The 19,463-nt window shown below is 43.2% G+C and carries 13 protein-coding genes; 6 read left to right on the top strand and 7 right to left on the bottom strand.

Features of this window, described 5'->3' with window-relative positions; all coding sequences use genetic code 11:
• Window positions 1–89: 89 nt before the first annotated feature.
• The 3 genes from abiEi to IW644_RS17495 all read left to right on the top strand — a co-directional run bounded on the left by abiEi (window position 90) and on the right by IW644_RS17495 (window position 4,979).
• Window positions 90–629: a type IV toxin-antitoxin system AbiEi family antitoxin gene (gene abiEi, locus IW644_RS17505; RefSeq protein ID WP_269918668.1), complete on the top strand. Its 540-nt coding sequence runs from the start codon at window positions 90–92 to the stop codon at window positions 627–629.
• Window positions 622–1,521, top strand: a complete 900-nt coding sequence (locus IW644_RS17500; RefSeq protein ID WP_269918667.1) for a nucleotidyl transferase AbiEii/AbiGii toxin family protein — start codon at window positions 622–624, stop codon at window positions 1,519–1,521. The genes abiEi and IW644_RS17500 overlap by 8 nt, the downstream gene beginning before the upstream one ends.
• Before the next feature lie 518 nt (window positions 1,522–2,039).
• Window positions 2,040–4,979, top strand: coding sequence for a TonB-dependent receptor (locus tag IW644_RS17495; RefSeq protein WP_269918666.1), 2,940 nt, complete (start codon window positions 2,040–2,042; stop codon window positions 4,977–4,979).
• Window positions 4,980–5,062: 83 nt separating this feature from the next.
• On the opposite strand, the gene IW644_RS17490 is transcribed toward IW644_RS17495, so the two are convergent.
• From IW644_RS17490 to IW644_RS17480, 3 genes are all read right to left on the bottom strand, one after another.
• Window positions 5,063–7,921 (bottom strand): alpha-L-rhamnosidase, encoded by a 2,859-nt coding sequence (locus IW644_RS17490; RefSeq protein ID WP_269918665.1) that lies wholly within the window; start codon window positions 7,919–7,921, stop codon window positions 5,063–5,065.
• 286 nt (window positions 7,922–8,207) lie between these two features.
• A complete protein-coding gene (locus IW644_RS17485) occupies window positions 8,208–9,626 on the bottom strand; it encodes a sugar porter family MFS transporter (protein WP_269918664.1) in 1,419 nt (472 codons plus the stop codon).
• Window positions 9,627–9,655: 29 nt separating this feature from the next.
• On the bottom strand, window positions 9,656–10,870 hold the full coding sequence (locus tag IW644_RS17480; RefSeq protein ID WP_269918663.1) for a XylR family transcriptional regulator: 1,215 nt from the start codon (window positions 10,868–10,870) through the stop codon (window positions 9,656–9,658).
• A gap of 171 nt (window positions 10,871–11,041) precedes the next feature.
• Here IW644_RS17480 and xylB point away from each other — a divergent pair, with 171 nt between their 5' ends.
• A complete protein-coding gene (xylB, locus tag IW644_RS17475; protein WP_269918662.1) occupies window positions 11,042–12,502 on the top strand; it encodes a xylulokinase in 1,461 nt (486 codons plus the stop codon).
• Window positions 12,503–12,574: 72 nt separating this feature from the next.
• Complete coding sequence (gene xylA / locus IW644_RS17470) at window positions 12,575–13,894, top strand: xylose isomerase (protein WP_269918661.1); 1,320 nt, start codon at window positions 12,575–12,577, stop codon at window positions 13,892–13,894.
• A gap of 102 nt (window positions 13,895–13,996) precedes the next feature.
• On the opposite strand, the gene IW644_RS17465 is transcribed toward xylA, so the two are convergent.
• Complete coding sequence (locus tag IW644_RS17465; RefSeq protein WP_269918660.1) at window positions 13,997–14,311, bottom strand: cupin domain-containing protein; 315 nt, start codon at window positions 14,309–14,311, stop codon at window positions 13,997–13,999.
• Window positions 14,312–14,374: 63 nt separating this feature from the next.
• Window positions 14,375–16,396 carry a multiheme c-type cytochrome gene (locus IW644_RS17460; RefSeq protein ID WP_333473926.1) on the bottom strand — a complete coding sequence of 674 codons (2,022 nt, stop codon included), beginning with the start codon at window positions 16,394–16,396 and terminating at the stop codon, window positions 14,375–14,377.
• A 354-nt stretch (window positions 16,397–16,750) separates the two neighbouring features.
• Here IW644_RS17460 and IW644_RS17455 point away from each other — a divergent pair, with 354 nt between their 5' ends.
• Entirely contained in the window at window positions 16,751–17,389 is a 639-nt protein-coding gene (locus IW644_RS17455) for an RpiB/LacA/LacB family sugar-phosphate isomerase (protein WP_269918659.1), read from the top strand.
• 54 nt (window positions 17,390–17,443) lie between these two features.
• Here the strand turns inward: IW644_RS17455 and IW644_RS17450 are convergent, their stop codons facing one another.
• A complete protein-coding gene (locus IW644_RS17450; RefSeq protein ID WP_269918658.1) occupies window positions 17,444–18,808 on the bottom strand; it encodes a TrkH family potassium uptake protein in 1,365 nt (454 codons plus the stop codon).
• Window positions 18,808–19,461, bottom strand: a complete 654-nt coding sequence (locus IW644_RS17445; RefSeq protein ID WP_131094907.1) for a potassium channel family protein — start codon at window positions 19,459–19,461, stop codon at window positions 18,808–18,810. Before IW644_RS17445 ends, IW644_RS17450 begins: the two co-directional genes overlap by 1 nt.
• Window positions 19,462–19,463 lie beyond the last annotated feature (2 nt).

The raw sequence follows: 19,463 nt of genomic DNA, 5'->3' as shown, positions 1-19,463 counted from the left end.
AATTTCGCTATAATGGTGAAAATGTGTATATTTAAAAAGGTTGTGCTATTATCTACACATAACTTCGTCAATATGGAGAAAAAGTGTATATGAGCTTCGCGTTGAAGGTCACTACTAGACTACATAAAGCCATTAAAGACGGACATTTTGGGATATTTACAACTCACGATATCGCATTGGCAACAGAAGAAAGCGTAAATGATAATTTTCGAAAGAAGCTGTCTAAGGGCGTTTCAAGTGAGTGGCTATTGAAAGTTTGTCGAGACATGTATGCCTTGCCTAACAATGAGCCAACAAAGCGAGGCGTGCTTGAATACATTGCATCTCGTCTGCACTGGGATAAATTCATATATGTCAGCTTAGAAAGCGAGCTTTCAAGACAAGGGATAATATCGCAAGTTCTTTTTGGCTACCTTACCGTTATGACGCAAGGGCGAAGTGGTAAAATAGAGACGCGATATGGAACTATTGAGTTCACGCACACTAGCCGTAAAAAACTGACCGAAGAAGATGTATATTATGACCCTGATGCACGAATTTTTCGGGCCAGAGCAAAGCGGGCGATTGCTGATTTAAAGCGGGTCGGACGAAATGTAGATATGATTAATGAAGAGGTCGTAAATGATTAGTGTTTTAGTCACCCGAGCAATTGAAAACAATTCGCAATTGATAGGGTTAGAAGATGTTGTAGAAAAGGAGATAGTGCATCATGAATTGCTTAATATTCTGCATAAAGAAGGGTTTTTAGAACATCTCACGTTTATCGGTGGAACAGCCCTGCGTCTTTGCTATGGCTCTAACCGCCTGTCAGAAGATTTAGATTTCACTGGAGGAAAGCATTTTTCATTAAAGGACTTCTCGTCACTATCGGCTGATATAGAGTCAAATTTGCAAAATAAATTCATGTTGGACGTCAATGTGCGCGAACCTGCCATAGACCGCGGTGACACATCGACTTGGAAAGTGACTATCATCAAAAATCCAAAGCGGCCGGATTTACCTTCTCAGAAAATGCACATCGATATATGTCGCTATGATTCGTTTGATAAGGTGCGACGCCCAGCTAAAAATTTCTACGAATTAGATTCACCTATTGAGGGTTTGCCAATTCCTGTGCAAAGCGCTAAAGAAATACTTGCAGACAAGCTCATTGCGTTGGCGTTTCGAGAGCGCCGGATTAAACCACGCGACGTGTGGGACCTAGCATGGCTAAACCAACAGAATGTGCCAATTGAAGCTTTGCTGGTGGAAAAGAAACTTGAGATGCGAGGTAAAACTCAAGATGAATTTCTCGATAGTTTAGAGAAGCAACGTGGCTTGGTTTTAGCTTCGGATGAAACAAAGTCAGACTTTAAAAGAGAAATGTCCAGATTTGTCCCTAAAGATATACGAGAGCGTACTCTAGACCGCAAAGAATTCTGGCCGTACGTGGGCGAAACGATATCAGCACAAATTGGAACCATTGGTGCGGCTCTGTCCGGTGACGGCAAGAAGCGTAATGCTTCAGATATGAGTATGTAATTCAGTTAATTAAGAAATCCCTCGGTGTTAACCCACAACAAGGTTAGATCCATTTTGACCCTCTGATATACGCTATTTTCCGCCATTTGTAGCTAGTGATTAATAATTAAGGACCACAGAGTAGCCCTAATAATGTAGGTAATTAGCACCTTATTGCATGTTAATAACGTTATAAATATAGATGCTGCAAACTCACCTAACGATATAGCCGCACTTAAAAGTACTGAGTAGCAACTTGATTAAACAGGCGCTCCAGCTACTCGGTATTACCGAAACCGTTTTCGCTACTAAAGTATAATTGCTTATTCAATTTTACATAGAAGTTATGATTTTTCACTTTTTGACTATAAATGATCATTTTTGATTCTAAATTTTTGCATGAGTGGTAGTGTTAAATCCGTGTTAATTAATTGTTTATTGTTGCCTTCATAGTTGAAAGACACTGAGTGGCTGATAAGAACAATATTTTTAACATCAAGGCAGTGCCTACCTCATTTATTAAATTTTAAGGATAAAAAATGAGTCACACATTGAAACATAGTTTAATTTACTTAGCGTGCATGTCTGCACTTTACGTCTCTCACGAATCTCAAGCACAAGACACCCCAGAGGCAAACGATGTCGAAGTAGTTGAAGTGTTAGGAATAAGATCATCTCTAACAGGAGCTCTGGATAATAAACGGTCAGCAGATAGCGTTGTAGATTCAATTTCAGCAGAAGATTTAGGCAAATTTCCAGATCAAAACATCGCTGAATCTCTACAAAGGATTTCAGGTGTTTTTATCGACCGTCAATCTGGTGAAGGTTCAAAAATTACAGTTAGAGGGTTCGGGCCTGAATTCAATACTGTACGGTTAAATAATCGAACTATAGCAACTATTGAAACTGGTGAAGTAGATTACTTCTTCTCCGATGTAAATCTGTCAAGAGCATTTGATTTTCAGGCGCTGGCGGCAGAGGTTTTGAGCGGAGCTGATGTGGTAAAAAGTCCCACTTCTGATATGTGGGAAGGGAGTTTAGGTGCTAGTGTAAACATGCGTACTGCTCGCCCACTCGATAGTATCGGTTTTCATATGTCAGGCTCTGCACAGGCCCGATATCAAGATTTAGGGGAGGAATGGGGACCTCGAGTATCTGGACTGGTAAGCAATACATTCGCTGAGGACTCGATGGGGTTGCTCTTCGCTGTATCTTATGAAGATAGAAAAACAAGGTTAGAAGAACACCGTGGTGGAGCATGGTCTTACTATAATGGACCAACTGTTGACTCGGATGACGTTGTTGAGTTTCGTTTCCCCCAGGAGATGGGGCAAAGTTTTACTATAGATGATAGAAAGCGTTTAAGTATTAATAGTACTTTTCAGTACGAACCAAGCGCCGATATGGGTATGACGGTTGATGCTCTCTATGTAGATTTTAAACGAACCACCACCACACAGGGCATCAACGCGCCAATGCAGTTTCCATTCTTTTCTGATGTGAAAACAGATGAAAACGGGACGGCTACATCATTTGTTAAGACATTTGGTCCCGTAGATTATCGTTACGAAGAGGGCGGCGGCGATAGTGAGACTATTGCGTTGGGTTGGAACGGTTTTCTTTATTTAGATAATGGCGTTTCGTTCAATGCCGATATTTCTTGGTCGCGGGCTACAGCTCGAAACGATGCAACAAGGATTCAAGCAGCAATCAAAGATACTAATCCGTGGAACGCCCCCTTAGAGCCCGGGAGCCTTGACGACCCTAGAGCAGGTGAGGCAAGCCCCGATTTTGAAACAAATATTATCACATGGACAAATGCTGATGTTCCTTCATGGTCTACTTCTCTCGATTTGGCGGACCCTGCAAATGCCCGTGCGCATGTCGCTTTGACACCCTCCATTGAGTTAGAGGATGAAGTTTTTGAAAGTAAGTTTGATGTCGGGTTTGAATTGGATTCCGGGGCTATCCGTGGTTTTCAAACGGGAGTATTCTACAGTGACCGTAAGAAAGCTGCGTTGCCTTTCAACTCTGGTATTTATAGACCTAACTCTCCAGAGGGACCGTTCGACCCAGGGTATAATTCTGCAGGCACTTTATTTGCAGACTCAAACTTCGTCGCGCCATTTGACCCAACCGATGGCGTTCAGGCGCCATGGGAGGCGATAAATGTACCGAATGGCCCAAGGCCCAATATGGGAGGTCGCTTTTTCGCGTTGCCTTCAGATATTTTCACTCCTATTTCAGTACCGAGTCTACTTAGTGACTCAGGCGCAAGTTTTCCAACCTCGTTTTTGTTGACTGATAAAGATGGCTATTGCGAGGCAGTTCGTCAGGGGTCTGGAAATAATGACGTTTGTTCTTCACAGGCGCGTCCTGATTTAGCTCGAGATGTACAGGAAACAACTTACGGTGCCTATGTGAGGCTAGATCTTGATGGTGAGTTTAATGAATTCCCTTGGTCTGCAAATTTAGGTCTAAGGTATGTTGAGACCGATACCTCAGCATCAGGCCCATCAGTAGAGTTGATAAGAATTGACCCAGTGGACGCTGATGGCGCTACATCGGGTCTAGACTATGTCACAACAGAGAGACAAATAGTTGAGAAGAAGAATTCTTATTCTAATCTGCTCCCAAGTTTAAACGCAAAAATATCACTGAGTGACAACGTGGATTTGCGAGCGGCAGTAGCTAAAGTCATTACGCGACCTAACTTAGGCGATATCACGCCAAATCAAAGTTTTAGCGGTTTATTTGGGCTGTCCACTCGTCGTTCCAACAACACGGATTTACAACCTTACGAAGCATGGCAGTACGACGCTTCTTTAGAATACTATGCTGACAACGGTAACGCGTTTTCAATATCTCTGTTTTATAAAGATATTGAGACTTTTATTTCAGAAAGCACTGAACTTGTACCCTCTGGATTTAGTCATCCCGCCTTTGGTGAAATTATTTTCCGAGACACGACAGATAGAAACCGAGATGGTGGGTCAATTCAAGGATACGAGCTTGCAGGGCTAATGTACTTTGATTTTCTTCCTGGTTTCCTCAGTAATGCAGGTATACAAGCAAATTATACTTTTGTAACGGGCCAAGACGATGAGGCGCTAGCGTCGCCCCAAAACCTTCCACTAGCAACTGCGCCTGGAAATGGGTTAGAGGGATTTACACCTCATTCGTATAACGTAGTTGCGTTCTATGAAGATGATGACTTTTCTGCGAGGGTCTCTTGGAACTGGAGAGATCAATTCTTAGTTAAACGTGCTGGACTAGCGGGCATAGCAGAGCACTTTGATGCTTACGGACAGTTAGACTTAGGATTTGGCTACGCGCTAAGTGAAAATACCAAAATTACACTTGATGTGAGTAATTTGTTAGACGAAAACACTATTCGTTTCGCAGATGTAAGAGAGCGTGTCATTTTGAACGAATACACTGGCAGGCGCTTCCTTCTAGGCGTTCGTTCAACTTTCTAAAACTGAATCGTTTCAATTTATTTTCAATTAACCAAAAAAAAGCGCCGTATTGAAGACGGCGCTTTTTAACACATCATTATATTCTACTGTTCAATCGTCACTGAATATTGCCCAGCTTCATATATACGACTTGGTCTCCCCTGTAATGAAACCTTAGCTGAGGAATTGTTTGGTACCTCGAACTGCCAATGGATAGTATTTCCATGGCGTTGCCAATTGCTCACTATTTTCCCATAGCCTGTCTTATAACTTGCTTCAACCCATTCCAGGTCTTTAGGGAACACAGGTGACAGCTCAAAATGTTGATAGCCTGGATTATCGTTGTGAGGCCGAATACCGCCTAAACCCTCGTAAAACCAACCGTCATACCCACTGTGAAAAGGGTGGTTTAATGAGCGGCCTGGCGGGTTTCTACCTTCCGGGTCTTTAGTTGGATCCCATACGCCTTTACGCTCCCATAGGGTTGTTGCCTTGAGATTATCGAATTGCCACTGATAACCAGGATAGCCCTGAGCTGTAAATATACCAAAAGCAGTATCTCCGTAACCGTAATCGCTCAGTGCGCGATATACATAAGTTTGACCCAATGCGCCAATAGAGCCGTGACCATTCCAGTTTTCCACAACATCTTTATTCAGTGCTTCGGCAACAGAAGCCCTTAAGTGTATAGGGGTAATACCGAATCTAAGTGCCATGGCGTCAGCGGTTTGGCTCCCATAATGCCCGGTTTCTGGGTTATAAAATTCTTTGTGATATTGCGAGGCAATCCTTTCGAATAAAGCACTATAGTGTTTAGCTTTTTCCGGTTTATTCAGAAGCGTAGACATTTTAGCCATTAGGTCGGCGCCATGTGCTAAAAAGCCAGATGTCGTCATCGTTGGTAGAGTATATTCAGGATTACAGCGTTTGCGCGTCATCCCGGGTACTCGAACTGGATCACACCAGTCACCATAGCCATCGCGCAGAAGGTTATCGGTTAGTTGTGTCTCTGCAGCGTCCATGTATTCCACCATACTCTCGTACTGTTCGGCGATTACTTGGATATCTCCATGATGGCGATAATGCTCCCAAGCAATAATAACTTCAGCTACAGCCCAATCGTACTTTTCGCCATGTGAACGTTTGCCAGGTACGACTGCCGGAGCGATGTGACTCGATGTCTCGAAGTCACCTAAATATTTTTCCCAGAGGTTTTGCATGTCGTAATTGTAGTTACCAGTAATCAGCGCTGCATGTGCATCACCTGTCCACCCAGCTCGCTCTCTTATTGGGCAATCCATCGGTAGCGCCATTAAATTTCCTTCGTAACTCCACAGCGCCATGTCATGAATTTTGTTTAGCAAGTTACTAGAGCTTTTAAATTGCCCAGCAATTTCAACGTCGCTTCGAACTAGATGTCCGTATACGGCATTTAATTCTGGCTCAAAGTCTATGCCAGTTAGTTCTAGATAACGAAAACCATGCCATGTGAAAATCGGACTCCAGAATTGCGCGTCTTCTCCAGAAGCTATATAGGTATCAACCTGTTTTAGAAGTGGTGCACCTCCCCCAGACTTTTGGCTTAAATTACCGTCTATGTCTGCCCATTCTCCGTAGCGCATATGGACAGCTTGCCCTGGTTTTAAATTTAAAGCTTCTAGGTTTAATGTTGGTATACCAGTGAAGTTTTGTCCGAAGTCGAAAACCCAAACATTCTTTTGCGGTTGATAAAGCTTAATAGGTTCTAATTTTTTTATTGCTCTTATTGGCGGCAGAAGCTGTGGTTCCAATGATTCAGTAGGCCATTCATTCAAGGCTTCAACCGGTTGCCAGTTAACTAGGTTATTTGCAGATGTATTTACGTTCCATTCTTCAACAGCTTCATTGGCGTCGTAGAGCTCTCCAGAAAAAAGCCCTTCTTTTAAAATAGGTGAAGGGTGTGATATCCAGTTTTCATTAGACGCTACAATTTGACTGCTTCCATCTTCATAAAAAAGTTCTAATTGGGCTATGAATTTCGGCTGTCCATAGGATAAGGTTTTATGATTTCTCTTATCCTTAGCTGCGTCTGGGTTAAACCATTTGCTAAAGGCAATGTTCTCGTCATACCAGCCGCTCCCAAGATGGACGGCGATAGTATTCTGACCGTTTAATAGTAAACCGCTTACTTCATCAGTGTTATATAAAATACGCTTATCAAAATCAGTTTGACCCGGGTCAGCAAGTCGATCATCAACCTTCTGTCCGTTTAAGAATATTTCATAGTACCCTCCAGCTGTGCTGTGAAGTTTTGCTCCCGCGATTTTTTTGCCAGTTTCTGTAGTAAATGAGTGACGAAATAAGCTGGCAGTTGGCTGCTGTTTTAATTGTTCAACAACGCCTAGTTGTTTGTTAAAAGCGGTCTCTGTTAGTTTCTCTGTGATATTTGGATGAACATTGGCTGCATATTTTATCCAATCCATTCGGTCTTTTGTTACTTGTGCGATATCACGCTGCTTAACTTGCAACCACTTTGCGCGCCAGTCGGATTTGTTAAGTAAGCCCATTTCCCAGGTTGAGGGAGTGCTCCATTCGCTGGGCTGTTCGGCGCCCTTTGACCAGACTCGAACTCTCCAAACGGCTTTACTGTTTGCCTCTAGCGCCGTGCCTTGATAGGGAACGTTAACAGAAATACTAGATATGACTTTCTCGCTGTCCCAAAGATCTGGCAAGTCAGAAACTAATTTGTCCTGACTAGTAGCGACTTGTATTTGGTAAGCCTCTTGTGATTCAACATTGGCATGCCAAGATAGCCTTGGAGCTTCGTTGTGAACGTTAAGCGGACGGATATTATCTTCAACTAGTAAGTGACTAGGTTGTGGCTGTTCATTGTATTGTACTTTGCTGGAACTTGATTCAGGTTCAGGAAGGGTACAAGCAACTAATATAAGTAATGAGGCGACAAAGGTAAGGTGTCTTAACATGTAATTTTGCTCTTCTCATAACAATTCAAAGGTTCATCATGAATAGGCAATCTTCTTGAAGATTGATACCCAAGATTTGTAGTTATTTTTCAAAATTAGTCGTCGCAAAAGAGCACTTTCAATATGTAAGGGCTTTGACGTAACTCACTACTTAAGAGCTGCTATCAAAATTCTCTTACGGTGTCAAAAGTTTTACTTAGAAAGAGTAGTAACTAGGTGCCAGCAAGCATCCACCGAGGCACCTAGTTAACTAAATTGCAGAAGCCTAATTCTTTAGGACAGGTAATTAGCCCTTCATATCTTCAAGTTCTACGCCTCTAGTCTCATAGACATAACGTATAACAAATACAATCGACAGCAGTGAGAAAAGCGCATAAAGGCCGTAAGCACCTGAGAGCCCTATACCTGCTAGCAACATTGGGAATGACCAAGTTATTAGAAAATTTGTTGACCATTGGACTAAACCACTAACAGCAAGGCCTGAACCTCTTATCTGATTTGGGAACATTTCTCCTAACATTACCCACATTACAGGCCCCCATGAGAAGTTAAAGCAAAAAACATAAAGGTTCGCTGCAATCAAGGCTATTGGGCCCCATTCGTTTAGAGATAATTTTCCATCAACAGACTGTTCAGCATTTAAAAAGGCAATGGCGACCACGGCAAGCGTAACTGTCATGCCAATAGACCCCCACTTTAGTAACGGTTTACGGCCCACTTTGTCGATCACGGCGAGGGCAACAATACATGCTGCTATGCTTATAGCCCCACTTATAACGTTTATTAATAATGCGTCAGACTCAGAAAAGCCTACTGCTTGCCATAGTACGGCTCCATAGTAAAAAACGACGTTTATACCCACAAGTTGCTGTAGTGCAGCTAAACCAATGCCAATCCATACTATAGATTTCAGCTTCCCTGAACTTTTATCAATTAAATCCTTTAACTGAGGCTTATGGTCGTCAGACAGTGATGCCTCTATTTCTGTGAGTTTATGCTGCGCTTGTTGTCCATAAAGCTTGCTTAGTACCGAGCTTGCCGCCCCAGTTTTCTGCTTGACTACTAAAAAACGAGGACTCTCAGGAATGAAAAGAAGCATTATGAAAAAAAGCGACGCCGGCACTAACTCCATCCAGAACATCCAGCGCCAAGCTTCAAAATCCAACCACAGTTTTTGAGTAGACCCTGATGCAATATCAGCAAGAAAATAGTTACTGAGAAATGCTGTGAAAAGGCCCCCTATAATAGCTATTTGTTGAATTGAAGCGAGCATACCTCTGTATTTTGCGGGTGATACTTCTGCGATGTACGCGGGCGCCATTACAGAAGCGGCGCCTACAGCGAGACCTCCGATAATTCGATAAAGAACAAACTCGACACTGTTTGTTGCAACACCTGAACCCCACGCACTTATTAAAAAGAAAATAGCCGCAACGAGTAGTAGAGACTTGCGGCCATATTGATCTGCTAAGCGTCCAGCAAAAAAAGCGCCGACAGCACAGCCTAAAAGCATACTGGATACATTAAAACCCGTGCCTACACTTTCAGAATTGAAAGCGGTTTGTAGCCCATCAACAGTGCCATTTATCACGCCACTGTCGAATCCGAAAAGGAACCCTCCTATCGTCGCTACAATAGTTATGAAGAGAATAAATCCAGTGTTTGTCGATTCACTGGAAGTATCATTGGTTAACGTTGTGTCCATATTGTTTTCTCTATTGTTGTGGTCCTAATCTAGGAGATGTTGATAACCGGGCTTTCTGATTCACTTTCTAAATAATCAGGTTGCGCTGCTTGGCGGTACTCAACAGGAGTTTGGTCAAAGTGTTTACGAAAAAGCGCATACATATATTGAACAGAAGGATAGCCACAGCGCTTTGCTATTTCGCTACTGTGCGCGTCAGTCTCCTTTAGCATTCTGCATGCTCTGTTTAATTTTTCATTGTGTATTTCGGTGTGAATACTATGACCCCGCTCTTCTTTAAATCGGGCCTCTAAGTTAGACCTTGAAATGCCTACGTGGTCCAGCACTTGGTCAACTTTTATACCCTTACAAGCATTCATTCTTATAAAATGCGAGGCTTGCATTACAAGAGGGTCTTTGATGGCTTTAAACTCTGTTGACTGCCTCTCTGCTACGGTAACGGGGGGAACGAGTAACTGGGAGTTCTTAGGCGCGTGTCCTTTTAGTTGCCTGTGAAGTAGCTTCGCAGCTTGAAAACCCATTTCGAGACAACCTTGTCTGACAGAGGACAAACTAACTCGGCTCAAGAATCGCGTAAGTTCATCGTCATCGATACCAATAACGGCAAATCGCTCTGGAATCAGTAGGTCTAAATGGTCACATGCTTGGAGTAGATGCCTAGCACGGGAATCTGTAACCGCTACAATCCCGGTAGGCGCAGGCAAACTTTTAAGCCAATCGGTAAGCCTCTTTTGAGAATATTGCCAAGTCTCGGCCCTCACAGCATGACCACGATATACATAACACTCATATCCATGCTGCTTAGTAAGAGCTAACATCGCGTTTTCGCGCTCTTGCGCCCATCGCTGCCCTTCACTAATTGGACTGCCATAGAACGCAAACCTTTCTATACCCTTTTGGCGTAAGTGTTCAAATGCGGCTTCTACGAGCGCAAAGTTATCCGTGGCAACATAGGGCACATTGGGGTAATTGCTTTTGTCTTGATAAGAACCCCCTACGCCAACAACTGGTACAGATGTACTAGTCAATGCGCGCTCTATCGCAGGGTTATCGAAGTCGGCAATTATGCCGTCACCGCGCCACTCATCTAAATGCTCCAGCCGAGTTAAGAAATCTTCTTCTAAATACAAATCCCAATCTGCATCTGATGTTTGGAGGTACCGCCCAATCCCTTCGATAATTTGTCTGTCGAATATCTTACTCGCATTCAGAAGTAGCGTAATACTGTGCGCTTTTTCGAACATGTTAGCTTCCTACGTATAAACAAATTACGTAACGTTTATTATGATTATTTGTTTAGCGATACTAAACCAGGATGTTGTAATTAACAAAACGATTACAAAATTTCGTAATTGATATAAACGCTTTTAGTAATCAACATTCGTACATCAGCGCTTATTTTATGAGAAATGTCGATGTACATAGGAATAGACTTAGGCACCTCTGGTGTGAAAACTGTGTTAACCAACGAAGCTGGAGCGGTTGTTTATTCAGTAAGCCGTCCACTTACCGTATCTATGCCGCATCCTCTTTGGTCGGAGCAGGATCCTAACGACTGGTGGCAGGCCACCTGTGACTGTCTTGATGAGTTGAGTGATAAGAACAGTTTATCTACCGTCAAAGCAATCGGCTTGAGCGGTCAAATGCATGGTGCGACGCTGTTAGATAGCGAGGGGAGCGTTTTAAGACCCGCTATATTGTGGAACGACGGTCGAAGTAGCGACGAGTGCGAAGAGATAACTCGCTTAGTGCCAGACTCATCTATCCGTACCGGAAACCTCATGATGGCAGGCTTTACTGCCCCCAAAATTCTTTGGGTAAGAAAAAATGAGCCGGAAATCTTTTCTAAAATAGACAAGGTACTGCTTCCTAAAGACTTTTTGAGGTACCAGCTTACCGGGGAGTTTGGGTCTGATATGTCGGATGCTGCGGGTACCGTTTGGCTTAATACCGAGTCTCGTAGTTGGGATGAAGAACTATTAAAAGCCTGCGGCCTGAGCATCGATAACATGCCTTCTCTTTATGAGGGCAGCAGTATTACAGGGCACTTAAAAGACTCATTAGAGGCACGCTGGGGAATGCAGGATGTCGTTATTGCTGGTGGTGCTGGCGATAACGCCGCTGGTGCAATTGGGTGTGGAATTTATGAGCCTGGTCACGCAATGCTATCGCTTGGAACATCAGGTGTATATTTCGCGGTAACTGATCGATTCACCGTAAATACTGCTCAGGCTGTTCACAGTTTCTGCCATGCTATTCCTAATCGTTGGCATATGATGTCGGTTATGCTCAGCGCGGCGAGTTGCTTAGACTGGTATGCAAAGCAAAGTGGTTATGCTGATGTTGGGTCTATGATCGACGATGTACAGAAAAATACAAGCCACCACGACACTCAAACACCTGTTTTTCTCCCATATTTAACGGGCGAAAGAACACCTCATAATAACCCTTCAGCTAAGGCCGCATTTTTTGGGGTATCGGCATCGACTGAGCGGGTTCATATGGCACGAGCTGTCATAGAAGGGGTTTCGATGGCACTTGCTGACGGCATTGACGCGGTGCATCAAAGTGGTGTCACTGCAAAGTCAATAAGCCTTATAGGTGGAGGCGCAAGAAGTACTTTCTGGCGTCAGCTCCTCAGCGATATCAGCGGTTACGAACTGGAGTACAGAGAGGGCGGGGATGTTGGTCCGGCTCTTGGGGCCGCTCGACTGGCACAATTAGCTGCCAATCCGGATGCCGACCTTTCAGACATATGCTTTAAGCCAAAGCTTGAGGCGACATACACACCAAACAAAAAGATTCATGACAATTACCTCAATAAGCGGCAGAAGTTTAGAGAATTGTACTACGCCGTCGAGACATTTTATTCGTAATGTTGCGGTTTGAGGTAAAAACTGTAAGTGACTGTTACGTATCAATATGGTGCGGACTACAAAGGAAATACTATGAGCAATTATTTTGAAAGCATTCCTTCTATACAATATGAAGGGCCAGATTCAACGAACCCTCTTTCATTTAAGCACTATAACCCTAAAGAGGTAATCGGTGGCAAAACAATGGAAGAGCACCTTCGTTTTGCCGTGTGCTACTGGCATAATTTCTGTTGGGATGGCGCAGATGTATTTGGGGGTGGCACGTTCGACAGACCTTGGCTAGCAGCAGGCGATCCCATGGAGCGAGCCAAACAAAAAGCCGATGTAGCGTTTTCATTTTTCGAAAAGTTGGGAGCGCCATTTTATTGTTTTCACGATATTGACGTAGCACCAGAAGGCGATTCTATCCAAGATTACATTCGCAATTTTGGGGAAATGACAGAAGTTTTAGCACGTAAGCAAGAAGAAACGGGTATGAAACTCCTGTGGGGAACTGCTAACGTATTTAGCCATCCTCGCTATATGTCTGGCGCGGCAACTAACCCAAATCCAGAAATCTTCACCCGGGCCGCTACCCAAGTTTACCATGCGATGAATGCGACCAAAGCCCTCGGTGGCGCAAACTACGTTTTATGGGGAGGCCGTGAAGGCTATGAAACCCTATTAAACACTGACCTAAAGCGCGAGCGTCAACAATTTGGTCGCTTTATGAATATGGTTGTTGAGCACAAGTACAAAATTGGTTTTGATGGGTTATTGTTGATTGAGCCAAAACCTCAAGAACCTACGAAGCACCAATATGATTACGATACAGCAACCGTTTATGGTTTCTTGAAGGAGTTTGGCTTAGAGAAGGAGTTTGCTGTAAATATTGAAGCCAACCACGCGACCTTGTCTGGCCATTCTTTTCATCATGAAGTGGCTACTGCCTTCGCGCTTGATATCTTCGGTTCTATTGATGCAAACCGTGGTGACCCGCAGCTTGGTTGGGATACCGATCAGTTTCCTAATTCAGTAGAAGAAATGACGCTTATTTGTTACGAAATTCTGCAGAACGGCGGTTACACGTCAGGCGGATTCAACTTCGATACAAAATTAAGACGTCAAAGCCTCGATGCTGAAGATCTTTTCTTAGGCCATATTGGTGGTATGGACACCTGTGCTCTTGGTTTGAAGAAAGCTTACGAATTGATATCTAACGGTGTGTTGGATAGTAACGTTAAGAGCCGCTATGCAGAATGGAATTCTGTGTTCGGCAGAGAAATCTTAGACGGTAATATGTCGCTAGAGTCTTTAGCTGAACACGCGAAAGTCAAATCTTTAGACCCTAAACCAGTATCTGGAAAGCAAGAAGGGCTAGAAAACATAGTGAATCAGATTATCTACAAATAATGCTCTACCGAGCAATATTTAAGCCTGATCAAGAATCAGGATTCATAAAGACCCTCATTTTTGAGGGTCTTTTACTTTTCCCATAAATTCAGCTTTTCGTTTTTACAAGAAGTCTTCCCGCATTGGGCTAAACATGTCAATGAGGACACCACCGGTTTCTGTAGTGGTGCCGTGCTCAACATGTGGATCGATCACGCAGCTATCTCCTGCCTTCAATACCTTGAGTTTACCGTCAATGAGGAAGTTGAATTCACCTTCTTCGCAGTAAACAATTTGTGTATGACGATGGCTATGGGCGTAACCTTCTGCGCCTTTTTCAAACCACACTTTCACGGCCATAGCATCGTCATTGTATGCGAGTATCTGACGCTTGATACCGCCACCCATATCTTCTACAACACCTAACTTTTCAGACATTTCAGTTTTCCTTCTTAAAGTGTTTTAATGATCAATTACGTGATTTCTGCGCATCTACGGATGCTAGATTTTCTCTAGTTCTTTTCTAAAGTATGTAAATTCACCGTTGAGCCCCATTTTTTGAGATAAAGCCAATCCGAGTTGTAGCAATTCGTATCGACCTTTCACGCTAGGGCTTCGTGCTTTTAGCACCTCAATAGCTCGTTTGGTATTACCTGCTTTGTCTAGCGCTAAGGCCAAAATATACAGATAGTTGCTGTTTGTCGGCTCGATATCGGTGGCAATGTTAAAATGCGTTATTGCGGCATTTAAATCTTGGCTGCGTATTAAGCGCATTCCTTCTGCGTAATGCATTAACGATGAGTGTCGATTAGCATTTATACCTTTTTTAAGCGTTGCTGCCTCTAAAGCGCTATCTCCCAAAGAGCGGTATAAATTTGCTAGGTTTATGTAATTAGGTTCAAAGAAGGGGTCACGGGATATACCTGCCTCAAGAAAATCTTTTGCTTTTTCAAAGTTACCTTGATTAGCTTGAATAAGACTAGCGTTTAAGTTTCCTTCACCACGCCAGAGGTTCTGTTCAGATGCTTCGTATAACTCGTCTAATACTTTTGCGGAAATAATGGCCAATTCCCCCGAAGCTATTAGCTGTTCAGCAGCCGAAACTCTAACCGCTTTATATTCATCCGCTAAAAGCGCTTTTAGAAGCTCGACGCGTCTGTGTTTATCGACAAGAAATGAAATATCGGAAAATGCTAGACGAACTAGCGGGCTCTCGTCATTGGCCAGCATTTTGGCATACTTATACGCTAGAGTTTGAACTGAAGCGGGAAGCAGTGAAACGACAGTTGCTCGTTTTATATCAGGCAGTGCTTTGTTTTTTGCTAAGGAAAAGTGACTATTGAGTGTCAAGGTGTCGCCACTTAACAATACCATATATTGCATTTCAGCTGGGTGTGAAGGCGCTGTCGGTCCATGCCACTCGTCGATTTTGTCTTGCGCCCATCGCGGGCCTTTGTCTTCGTGGCAGCTATTACAGGCGTTAGGCGAGCCAAACTTTTCAGTAAGGTGCGGTGCTGGGACCTTGAAACTATGATCTCTTCGTTTATCAACGCCCATATAAGTATTCGTAGGCATATGACAATTTACACATTGTGAGCCTTGGCCATTGGGTTCGTGCTTATGATGCTCGACGTCATCATATACTGTTGCTTTGTGGCACTGTAAACAAAGGCCATTCCCTTCGACTTTCACTTTCGCAGTATGAGGGTTGTGACAGTCGTTACAGTTTACTCCAGCCTCAAACATTTTACTTTGTAAAAACGAGCCGTAAACATACACTTCATCCTTTATCTGGCCATCAACATGATATTGCGGGGTAGTTAGCAAAGCGGGTTTAAATTGTGACAAAAAAGGTTCAGATGGTGTGATACCGTCGCTGAGTGGCGTGCGAAGTGAATGGCACGCAAAGCAGCGTTCCATAAAACTATTGTCACGCTTTGGACCTTCCCATGTGGCTATCTTTTTGTCTTTACCTAACAGCCAGTTGCCAATATCTTGCTGTTCGCTCTCAGAAAGAACCGAGTGAGAAGAGCCGTTACCAGCATAATGATCGTCGTCAACGTGACCATGGCAAGATTGACAAGAAACGTTTATCTCATTCCACACTGTATTGAATGTGTCTTTTTCACTGTCGTAGTTTCTTTTTAATCCTGACGAGTGACAGTCCGCACACATACCATTCCAGTTTTGCAAAGGTTGAAGCCAATGCAGCCTATCCTGCCTGCTTATCTCCTCGTCGGGATATATGGGGTACCATTTTTGACCGCCGATCGACTTATCTCTTGAGTCCCATGCAAATGGAAAGACCTGCATTTTTCCCTGCTCAGTTTTGATAAGGTATTCCTGAAGAGGAAAGTGACCGAACACATAGCTGACTTGGTAAACCCTCGGTTCTGTTTTATCTTCTTGAAACTCTATAAAGAACTTTTTATCTTTTTTATAGAATGTGGCTTTTTGATTGAAATGCTCAAACGTAATGTCATTAAAATCCCCTAAAACCGTGTTTTCTGAGGCGATAGCCATTGCTTTACTGTGGTCCGATTCAAGCCAATCGGTCAGCTCCTTCTCATGACAAGCACCACACAGGGGCGCCTCGTTTGCAAAGGAACTGAAGGAAATACTAATAAGAGTGAGTAAAAAGCACAGTCGTAACATCAATTAAGAAAGCCAAAAGCAATAAAATACAATCATAAAATATCACGGTAGAAGTACGAGCGCTAACATTCGATTAACTTTTGTTCTCTTGTGACGTATGTAAAGCGCGGAATCAAGTAAATTCCAAAAGGGAATAAAATTTAGATTTAACTTAATATGCTTATTAATGACAGATAAAGATGATATCATCATTTTGAAATTCAACTTTATTCAGGAGTAGTCATGAAGATTGCCTTAATGATGGAAAATAGCCAAGCGGCGAAGAACCCTGTAATTCTTAAAGAATTGACGTCTGTGGCCGACTCGCTAGGACATAGTGTTCATAATGTAGGTATGGAAAGTGAAACTGATCATCACTTAACTTATGTACACCTTGGGATTATGGCCGGCGTTCTTTTGAACTCTGGCGCTGTAGACTTCGTTGTCGCTGGCTGCGGTACCGGGCAGGGCGCTATGATGTCTTTGAACGCGCAACCTGGTGTTTTCTGTGGTTATTGTATCGACCCTTCTGACGCCTTTTTGTTTAACCAAGTAAATAACGGTAATGCGTTAGCGCTTCCTTTTGCGAAAGGTTTTGGTTGGGGAGCTGAGCTGAACGCCCGTTATATTTTCGAAAAGGCTTTTACTGGCGAGCGCGGAGCTGGTTATCCGGTTGAAAGACGCGAACCTCAAGTGCGCAATGCCGGTATCCTGTCAGAGCTAAAAGCGGCATTGGCATGCGACGACTATGTCGATACATTGAAGAAAATTGATCAGGAATTGGTAAAAGTTGCAGTGTCTGGTGAGCGCTTTCAAAAGTGCTTTTTTGAAAATGGCAAAGACGAATCTATCAAGTCATACATCAAAACGCTCGTGTCATAAGTCAACTGTAGGCAGTGTAAGGAGTGGACAATACGCCTTACACTGTTTTTATTCTTATCCAACGGGTAGCGTACTATTTGGATACTTGATTCTTTTCTGACGAGGGCTAGCAAGAAAATACGCAATGGTCAGTGGACCCAATCGGCCAATAAACATCAGAAATATGATAACAAGGCCTCCAGTATTAGATAACTCTCCGGTTAAACCGCGTGATAATCCTACCGTACCTAAAGCCGATATAGCCTCAAAAATAATATCTATAAACGCCGCATTTTCTGTTATCGATAAAATAAATATAGAAAGCCATGCAATTACAGTGGATATTAACGTAAGCGCCAACGCTTTTCCTCTCGTTTCACTCGACAACGTGCAGCCAAATATCGCTGGAGAAGGATCGCGTCGCAGATAGCTGTAGGCCGACATAATAAGAACAATAAAGGTGACAAGCTTTATGCCACTGGCAGTACTCATAGAGCCTCCACCGATGAACATTAATAGCAACGTTAGCCAAGTAGTTGCATTTTCTAATGCACTTATATCCACAGTATTGAACCCAGCCGTGCGGGGTGTTACAGCTTGAAACCAAGATGCCCACCATTGTGAAGTGGTGTCCAAATTAGCAAGCGTATTTGGGTTGTCTTTTTCGATAGAATAAATAAGGAGTAACGCTATTGCGTTTACGATAATAGTGCTACTTATCATTAATTTACTGTAGACAGACAATTTGTGCCACGTACGCTTTTTAATAAGATCTATCCAAACTGAGAAGCCCAAACCTCCTATGATAAACAAACCGGTAATAGTGAGGTTTACTACTGGGTTACCCACATAAAATGAGAGACTATCTGAGCTTAATGCAAACCCAGCGTTGTTGAAGGCTGAGATTGTGTAAAAAAATGCGTGAAAAAGTGCTTCTGCAGGTGGTTTACTCTGAAGCCAGAATAAAGCCAAGATAGTGAAGCCAATCATTTCAATGATAAACGCAAAAATTAGAACCGACCTCGCCGTAGAGGCGAGGGTGGATAAATCTGTTTGGTTAAATGCTTCTTTAATTGCCGACTGTTGCAAAAAGCTTATTCTTCCGCCAAGCGCAATTAGCGTGACTACCGCAAAGGTCATTAAACCAAGCCCACCTATTTGAATTAACAGAGCAATTACTGTAAGCCCCAAGGTGGTGAAGGCAGTCCCTGTGTCTACAACTACAAGTCCTGTCACCGTAACTGCAGATGTCGCTGTGAAAAGACTGTCTGCGAACGTGATTGATTGTGTAGTCATACCTGGTAGTAAGAGCAATAATGTTCCTAAAATTATCACAGCTAAAAAGCTCAGGGACAGTATGAGTGGTGGAGCCGCTTGGATTTTATAAGCGCTTTTTGCCTTACGTGATAAAGGGCGACGTTGCAAATTCCAGCGTGTCATTATTTTAGCCTTGGGGCAATCCGAACTAAGGCCTCTTTGGGGCCGAATAAGATTAACGTATCGCACTCGCGAACAATATAAGAAGGCGGTGGGGATTTCATAACCTCTTGCCCTCGCTTCACCATTAAACAGTGAATTGAGTTCTCGAACCCTTTTATGAGCGAGTCAATTGAGGTTGGTTGAAAAGGAGAGGGGAGGTGTATATCTACAATATAACTACCATGACCAATACTCAAATAGTCACTTACCATTGGATAGTTTAAAGCCTGTGCTACTCGTGCTCCCATCTCCTCTTCTGGGTGAATAATTCGTGTCACTCCTAGTTTAGAGAGGATAGTATGGTGGGCTGAAGTATTAGCTTTTACCCAAATATCCTTAACGCCCAAATTTTTAAGATGAAGAGTGCACAGAAGGCTGGCCTGCATATCTTCGCCTATGGCTACAAGTACGGCTTCGCTCTGACAGAGATTAAGTTCTTTCAGGGCCCTCTCATCTGTAACGTCACATATGAGTGCTTGAGTGAGCTCACCTGCGTACTGCTCGGCAAGTTTCTCATCTTTATCTATACCTGTTACGGTATGGCCCATATGTATCAGCTCGATACTGGCGGTTATGCCAAATCTTCCTAATCCAATTACCGTGAAATGTGCCATTT

The organism is Alteromonas sp. PRIM-21 (assembly GCF_027563165.1).
In the GTDB taxonomy this organism is placed as follows: Bacteria; Pseudomonadota; Gammaproteobacteria; order Enterobacterales; family Alteromonadaceae; genus Alteromonas; species Alteromonas macleodii_A.
The sequence above is the reverse complement of the archived record's forward strand: the minus strand, read 5'-3'. Positions and strand labels throughout refer to the sequence as shown.